Origin of the sequence: Allochromatium warmingii, assembly GCF_900107145.1 — a bacterium.
Lineage (GTDB): Bacteria > Pseudomonadota > Gammaproteobacteria > Chromatiales > Chromatiaceae > Thermochromatium > Thermochromatium warmingii.
The window spans coordinates 1-7,371 of record NZ_FNOW01000067.1 but is presented as its reverse complement, the minus strand read 5'-3'; the positions used below and the strand labels follow the sequence as shown (position 1 = coordinate 7,371).

Genomic DNA, 7,371 nt, shown 5'->3' with positions numbered 1-7,371 from the left:
GCCGGACTCAAAGCGGTGGGACGGGTGGCGTCCACCCGCCTTATCGGCGATCACTCCAGCACCGAAACACGCGAATTCCTCTGTTCGTTCACGGATCTGCCGCGCTTCGCCGCCGCAGTGCGCCAGCATTGGAGCATCGAGAATCAACAGCATTGGATCCTCGATGTCCAGTTTGGCGAAGATGCCTGTCGCACCCGCCACGACCATAGCCCCGAGAATCTGGCCCTGCTGCGTCGTATGGCGCTCAACCTCTTGCAGCACAATGGGCCACCGAAGGACAGTCTGCGCCAGCGAAAACTACGCGCCGCGCTCAACGATAACTACCGGATGGAGCTACTGCTCGGCGAACACAATAGGAAAACTATATAGCGCGATCGCCCTGACAGGCTTCGCGTCAACCCTTGCGCTCAACCCCCATGACCAGTAATCTTCGCTGCTTTTTGATGATGGTTCCGGCTCAGTGTCTGCCGGAGCGATCCACCTTAAAGAACACGACGGGGCGAAAACAGCGATGCGCACGCAGTATTGTGGAGAATTAAACAGTCAGCAGACCGGTCATGAGGTCGTCCTCTGCGGCTGGGTGCAGCGTCGGCGCGATCATGGCGGGGTGATTTTTATCGACCTGCGCGACCGCGAGGGCGTGGTGCAGGTGGTGTTTGACCCAGATCGCGCCGAGGTGTTCGCCCGCGCCGAGCAGGTGCGCAGTGAATATGTGCTCAAGATTACAGGTCGCGTGCGCCCCCGTCCCGAAGGCACGACCAACCCCGATCTTGCGACCGGCGAGATTGAAATTCTCGGTCTCGATCTGGAAATCCTCAACGCTGCTGAAACCCCGCCGATTCAGCTCGACAGCCACGCGGCAGATGCGTCGGAAGAACTGCGGCTGCGTTATCGCTATCTCGATCTGCGCCGCCCCGAAATGCAGGCGCGTCTACGTACCCGCAGTCGCGTCACCCAAGCGATGCGCCGCTTTCTCGATGAGCGCGGCTTTCTCGACATCGAGACGCCGATTCTCACCAAATCCACGCCCGAGGGCGCACGCGATTATCTGGTGCCCAGCCGCACCCATCCCGGCGAGTTTTTTGCCCTGCCGCAGTCGCCGCAGTTGTTCAAGCAATTGCTGATGATGTCGGGACTGGATCGTTATTATCAGATCGCCCGCTGTTTCCGTGACGAGGATTTACGCGCCGACCGCCAGCCCGAGTTCACGCAGCTCGATATTGAAGTCTCGTTTATGCGCGAGGACGAGCTGATGGCGCTGATGGAAGAGATGATTCGTCGTCTGTTCCGCGAGGTGATCGGCGTCGAGCTGCCCGATCCCTTCCCGCGTCTGACCTATGCCGAGGCCATGCGCCGCTTTGGTTCGGATCGGCCTGATTTGCGCGTGCCGCTAGAATTGATTGATGTCGCCGATCTGATGGCCGGGGTCGATTTTCAGGTGTTCGCTGGCCCGGCGAATGATCCCGAAGGGCGCGTGGTGGCGCTGCGGCTGCCGAAAGGTGGCGAACTGTCGCGCAAAGAGATCGACGGTTATACCCAGTTTGTCAGCATCTATGGGGCCAAAGGGCTGGCCTATATCAAGGTCAATGACTGGGCGAACAAGGGCCGCGACGGGCTGCAATCGCCGATTGTCAAGAATCTGACCGACGCCGCTCTGCACGGCATCATCGAGCGCACCGGAGCCGAGGACGGCGATTTGATCTTTTTTGGCGCGGATAAAGCGCGAATCGTCAACGAGTCGATTGGTGCGCTGCGCGTCAAGCTCGGTCAGGATCGCGGCTTGCTCGACGGCGAGTGGCGGCCGCTATGGGTGGTGGATTTCCCGATGTTCGAGCACGATCCGGCAAATGGCCGCTGGGTGGCGCTGCATCATCCGTTCACCGCGCCGAAAGATGAACAGCTTGAACTGCTTGAGACTAACCCCGGAGCCTGTCTCTCACGGGCCTATGACATGGTGTTAAACGGCACTGAATTGGGCGGCGGCTCGATCCGTATTCACCGCGATGCCGTACAGCGACAAGTGTTCAAGCTGTTAAATATCAGCGATGAACAGGCCGAAGATCGTTTCGGCTTCCTGCTCAAGGCATTGCGTTTCGGCTGTCCGCCGCATGGCGGATTGGCGTTCGGTCTGGATCGGCTGGTGATGCTGATGACTGGCGCCCACTCGATCCGCGATGTGATGGCCTTCCCCAAAACGCAGACGGCGGCCTGTTTGCTCACTGATGCGCCCTCGACGGTGGACGATGTGCAGCTTAAAGAACTGGCACTGCGGTTGCGGACACGGGCTTGAGCCAACACGCACTAAAACGGGCGCAGTCGGCGCTCGTCGTCATCTGTACGCGAGGCGGCGAGTTCTTGCTCTTGCGCCGCACGCGACCGGCGGGATTTTGGCAATCCGTGACCGGCAGTCTCGCGCCGGGCGAAACCCCGCGCCACGCGGCAGCGCGTGAGGTCTGGGAAGAAACCGGCTTGCGCGTCGGCGGGGCACTGATCGACCTGCGACAATCGGTGCTGTTTCCGATCATCCCCGCGTGGCGGCAGCGGTATGCGCCCAATGTGTGTTTTAACCGTGAATATCGCTTTGCCCTGATCTTAGACTCACGGCGACGGATACAGCTCAATCCCCGCGAGCATCTCGAATACCGCTGGCTCCCAGCTCACACCGCCGCCGCACTGACGGGTTCATGGACGAACCGTGAGACGATTGAAACGGTCGCGGCACGATTGGCTTGGCTTTGAGCTTGGTCGCATCCGCCCCCATCTTGCCGCGATCCCTCCATGCCTGACCCCATCGACTCACCCCATGCGCGACAATAAAGCCACTTCGATTGATCGCCCCGCGACCCGCAATCTCGCCGCACTCAAGCGGCTGTTGCAATTTGCCCAACCCTATCGGCGACGGCTGGCTGTTGCACTGGGGGCGCTGCTGATTGCCGCCGCGTCGGTGCTCGCGTTTGGACAGGTGATCCGCGTGGTGGTTGATTCGGGCCTCGGCACTGGGTCAGCCGCATCGCTCGACCGCTCGCTGTTGCTGTTTTTGTTCGTCGTCGTGCTCACGGCAGCGGCGATTATGGTGCGCAGTTATCTGCTCAACTGGATCGGCGAACGGGTGGTCGCGGACATCCGGCAAGCCGTATTTGAGCGGGTGCTGGCGCTGGATCTGACCTTTTTCGAGACCACGCGCACCGGCGAGGTGATTTCGCGCCTGACCAGTGATACCGCGATCCTGCAAGTGGTGGTCGGCTCGACGCTGGCGATGTCGATTCGCACCTCGCTGTTAGTGATCGGCGGTGTGTTCATGCTGGCGATCACCAGTCCTGGGCTAACTGGGCTAGTACTGGCGGGCTTGCCGGTTGTCATTCTGCCGGTGTGGATCATCGGGCGGCGCGTGCGCACGCTCTCGCGCAGTAGTCAGGATCGCATCGCCGATGTCGGTGCCTATGTCGATGAAGTGATTCACGGCATTCGCACGGTGCAGGCGTTCTGTCACGAGCCGATTGACAGTCGGCGCTATGGCGAGCAGGTCGAGGCGGCATTTGAGGTGGCGATGAGCCGTTCGCTATCGAGTGCGCTGCTGTCGGGGATTGCGACCTTGCTCACCTTCGGCGCGATTGGCGTGGTGCTCTGGGTCGGCGGGCATCGCGTGCTCGAAGGGACATTGAGCGGCGGTGAACTCTCCGCCTTTCTGTTCTATGCCATTGTGGTCGCGGGCGCGGTCGGTTCGCTCAGTGACCTGACCGGACAACTGTTACGCGGTGCTGGAGCCAGCGAACGGCTGATGGAACTGCTGGAAATTCAGCCGGCGATCTTGCCGCCCGCTGATCCCGAGCCGCTGCCCGAACCGTCACGCGGACGGATTGAACTGCGTGCTGTGCGCTTTGTGTATCCCTCACGTCCTGATACAGCGGCACTGAATGGACTTGATTTGACGGTTGAGCCGGGCGAACGCTTGGCGCTCGTCGGCCCGTCGGGAGCGGGCAAATCGACGCTGTTCCAACTGCTGCTGCGTTTTTATGACCCAGCGGCGGGCAGTCTGCTGTTTGATGGCGTCGATATCCGCCGACTTGATCCGCATGAGTTGCGCAGTCGCATCGCGCTGGTGCCGCAAGATCCGGTGATTTTTGGCGCAAGTGCGTGGGAAAACATCCGCTATGGTCTCGAAAGTGCGACGGATGACGCTGTGCGTCGCGCCGCTGATGCGGCACACGCCCGTGAGTTTATCGAACGTCTGCCGCAGGGCTTTGATACGCATTTAGGTGAACGCGGCGTGCGGCTCTCGGGCGGCGAGCGCCAGCGCATCGCCATTGCTCGCACGCTGCTGCGCAATCCGGCGCTGTTACTGCTTGATGAGGCGACCAGTGCGCTGGATGCCGAAAGCGAGCGACTGGTGCAAGAGGCGCTCGAAACCCTGATGCAGGGGCGCACCAGCATCGTCATCGCCCATCGGCTGGCCACCGTGCGCAATGCGGATCGCATTATCGTGATCGATCAGGGGCAACTGGTCGCCTCGGGGCGGCATGATGCGCTCATGGCGCAGGATGGGCTGTATGCGCGGTTGGCGAATTTGCAGTTTCAGGAGCCGTGTGGTGGTTAAATGGTGACGTTTTAGACACTCTTTGTCGCCGTTGATTGATCGCGCCGCACGCTGTTCATCTCGCTCCGCCGCTAAAACCACACCTCTGGGTAGCGCCGATTGGCTGGAAGATTATTCACAATCAGCGCCACCAGCAGCAGCACCAGCGGCCCGAGCAGCGCCGGAACCAGCACGTAGAGATACCCCATTGCGTGAATCTGCTCCGAGCCAATCACCGCAATCAGCGCCGTTGCACCGCCGGGCGGATGCAGCGTGCGCGTCAGGTGCATCAGGGCAATCGCGGTGGCCACCGCCCCCGCCATCGCTAATCCGGGTTCAAAACTCAGCCACTGCCAGCAGGTCACGCCGACCAGCGCCGAGAGCACATGCCCGCCGATCAGGTTACGCGGCTGGGCCAACGGACTGCGCACCGCGCCATAAACCAGCACTGCTGAGGCACCGAGCGAGGCGATGATGAACGTGAGATCGGTTCCGCTAAAAAACCAGCGTTGCACACCGGCAACCGCCGTGATGCCGAGAAATGCGCCAATCCATGACCAGAGAATCTCGGCGTTGCTGACACGCGGCGGGCTGTCGTGCGTGGAACCGCGCATTTTGCTCAAATACCGGCCAAGCGCCCCTCTGTGCCCAGTACCGGCACCGCTCGCGGTGGGCGCAGTTTCAGCATGTCGGATCATCCGGTGCGGCACTCCAGAATAGTGATATCTGGCGGGCACCCTAGCGCGGCGGGCGGCGACGAGCCTTGATCCGGGTCAAACCGGATCGCGGGCACAGTGACAGAACAGCTAACGCGACGGCGTGATAATCGCGTAGAGCATATCGGGCATGTATTGGGTGTCGGTCGCGGCATCGAACGGCCAAAGCGGATCGGGCACGGTGCTAAAACGGTCGGCGCTGTAGATCGCCTCAACCGCCTGCATCATCCGGGCGTGCGGTGCGGCAGCGTCGGCCTGTTCGGGAATCAACACGGTGCAAGAATCAGCAGATTGACAGCCGCGAGGCCGCAGGGTGGCATTCCAGTTAGGCGCGGCCTGTAGCGTCGCGGTTGCGGCCAACAGTGCCTGCGCGACCTGACGCGCCAACGGCCCATATCCGCTCCACGCGGCCGGATAGACGGCATTAAACGCGCCGTCTGTAAATCTCACATCATAGCGTTGTTCGGCGATCTCTAATCCAGTGATGCCGGTGATGGCGTTGTCTGCGACGACGAGCGTGAGCGCGTTGACAGAACTAGCCGCGACGAGGCCGAATGCCGCACAGCAGACAGCGAGATGGCGTGTAAATTGACACATCATGCGGATACATGCTCCTGAAGCCAATGATTGATTTGTGTGCGCGACCGTGCCCCACTGAACCGCCCGCGCTCTTCGCCCTGTTGAAACAGAATCACGGTCGGAAAGCCGCGCACGCGATACTGACCGGCAAGGCGCATATTCTCGCCCTCATCGACCTCGACTTTTGCCAGCCGTAGCCGTCCGTTTTGCTCCTCGATGACGCGCTTGAGATGCGGCGCGAGGGCGTGACAGGGGCCGCACCAATCGGCCCAAAAATCGACCAAAATCGGTTGCGTGGCCGAGGCGGCAATGACCTGGGTGTCAAAATCTTCGTAGTGGACATCAAAAATCAAGGCAGTAGATGGGTCGGCAGATGACATGCAGGCGGTACCGCAGGTGATAGATCGATGACGGGAAGGCGACGGTCTCGGCTGGGTAGGACTCAATGTAGGGCGTGATGGTTCGATACACCGGCCACTGCGTCTTTCGGCGGCAATAAACCCGTAAATCGTCCTTGCACCTCGGGCATATGCTGATTCAATTTCGTTAATAAAATCTACAAAAAATTGTAGACAATTAACGCGCACCCTCAATGAGGATGGGCGAATCCACCAAAGCTCGTAAAAAGATTCCACGAGCGCCGTTGATGTCACGATTGACCGTAATTCCTTCTGATGTGATCGTTTTTGCTGACCCGATATTGAGCAACTTACCGTTCCATGAAACAGTTTTGCTAGTATAGGCTTCGCAAACACGAATGAGTTTTTTGCTACGTTCGATGCACTTCTGTTCAAGTCGTTGTCCAAACTTGTAATGGCTAAAGGACAATAGCGACCTGACAGATTTCTTACGCAACTTTCTCGCTGTTTTAACTACCATCTGTTGCGTATCAAACGTAGGCAATAAGATCACATCAAAGTTATCAGTGAGAAATCTCGCTACCTTCCAATGCAATTCATCTATCAAGTTCTTTATCTTAACTCGAATTTGATTAGCTGCATTAGTTAGTGACAAGCGTTTACGCTTACTTTTCTCACGGTCTTTTCGTGACAACAGATCATCCAAATGCTTTGCGAGTCTCGCAATTCTTTGGAAGTCTTGTTGCCCTAGATGACCTGCGAACTGGTCGCTAAAGAACGTTTGAAATGATCGTATTCCTGGGTCTAGGGAGACTAAGCGCCCTTGGTTCTCGGTACGCTCGGTGCTTTTTGTAACCGGAATAGCGACAGACCACTGTGTTGCGTACTTTATAACGCGACCATCTCGCAGATTCACCGGAAGTTCCTCAGAGAACTTTAAGCTCCCTAAAGACCTTACGTTAAACCCGCGACGATCTTTTGACCATTGATCGTTTCTGAGAAAAAATGATTGCTGAATTTGCTTACGAGACTTGAACGAAACACGGCTCACTTGCGAAGTAGCTTTATATTTTGCAATCGCTTTTTTCACGTTTTCACAGGCTTCTGCAACGGCTCCGTCTCGAATCGCTCTTGGGCATTCCAG

General features: G+C 58.7%; 8 protein-coding genes. 4 read left to right on the top strand and 4 right to left on the bottom strand.

Features of this window, described 5'->3' with window-relative positions; genetic code table 11:
- The 4 genes from BLW10_RS13190 to BLW10_RS13175 all read left to right on the top strand — a co-directional run.
- Positions 1-369, top strand: a 369-nt coding sequence (locus BLW10_RS13190; RefSeq protein ID WP_143117090.1) for an ISAs1 family transposase, incomplete at its 5' end; no start/stop codon positions are given.
- Between the two features lie 142 nt (positions 370-511).
- Positions 512-2,290, top strand: coding sequence for an aspartate--tRNA ligase (gene aspS, locus BLW10_RS13185; protein ID WP_091335432.1), 1,779 nt, complete (start codon positions 512-514; stop codon positions 2,288-2,290).
- Positions 2,287-2,739, top strand: coding sequence for a dihydroneopterin triphosphate diphosphatase (gene nudB, locus BLW10_RS13180; RefSeq protein ID WP_091335427.1), 453 nt, complete (start codon positions 2,287-2,289; stop codon positions 2,737-2,739). Before aspS ends, nudB begins: the two co-directional genes overlap by 4 nt.
- Positions 2,740-2,803: 64 nt before the next feature.
- On the top strand, positions 2,804-4,594 hold the full coding sequence (locus tag BLW10_RS13175; protein ID WP_091335424.1) for an ABC transporter transmembrane domain-containing protein: 1,791 nt from the start codon (positions 2,804-2,806) through the stop codon (positions 4,592-4,594).
- Between the two features lie 71 nt (positions 4,595-4,665).
- Here BLW10_RS13175 and BLW10_RS13170 read toward each other — a convergent pair whose 3' ends face one another.
- From BLW10_RS13170 to BLW10_RS13155, 4 genes are all read right to left on the bottom strand, one after another.
- Positions 4,666-5,271 (bottom strand): HPP family protein, encoded by a 606-nt coding sequence (locus BLW10_RS13170; protein ID WP_091335422.1) that lies wholly within the window; start codon positions 5,269-5,271, stop codon positions 4,666-4,668.
- A 108-nt stretch (positions 5,272-5,379) separates the two neighbouring features.
- Positions 5,380-5,889 carry a hypothetical protein gene (locus BLW10_RS13165; protein ID WP_091335418.1) on the bottom strand — a complete coding sequence of 170 codons (510 nt, stop codon included), beginning with the start codon at positions 5,887-5,889 and terminating at the stop codon, positions 5,380-5,382.
- The gene (locus tag BLW10_RS13160; protein ID WP_091335416.1) at positions 5,886-6,248 is read right to left on the bottom strand and encodes a thioredoxin family protein; all 363 of its coding nucleotides are present in this window, start codon (positions 6,246-6,248) and stop codon (positions 5,886-5,888) included. The genes BLW10_RS13165 and BLW10_RS13160 overlap by 4 nt, the downstream gene beginning before the upstream one ends.
- Positions 6,249-6,444: 196 nt before the next feature.
- On the bottom strand, positions 6,445-7,371 hold a 927-nt coding region (locus tag BLW10_RS13155), incomplete at its 5' end, for a zinc ribbon domain-containing protein (protein ID WP_143117089.1).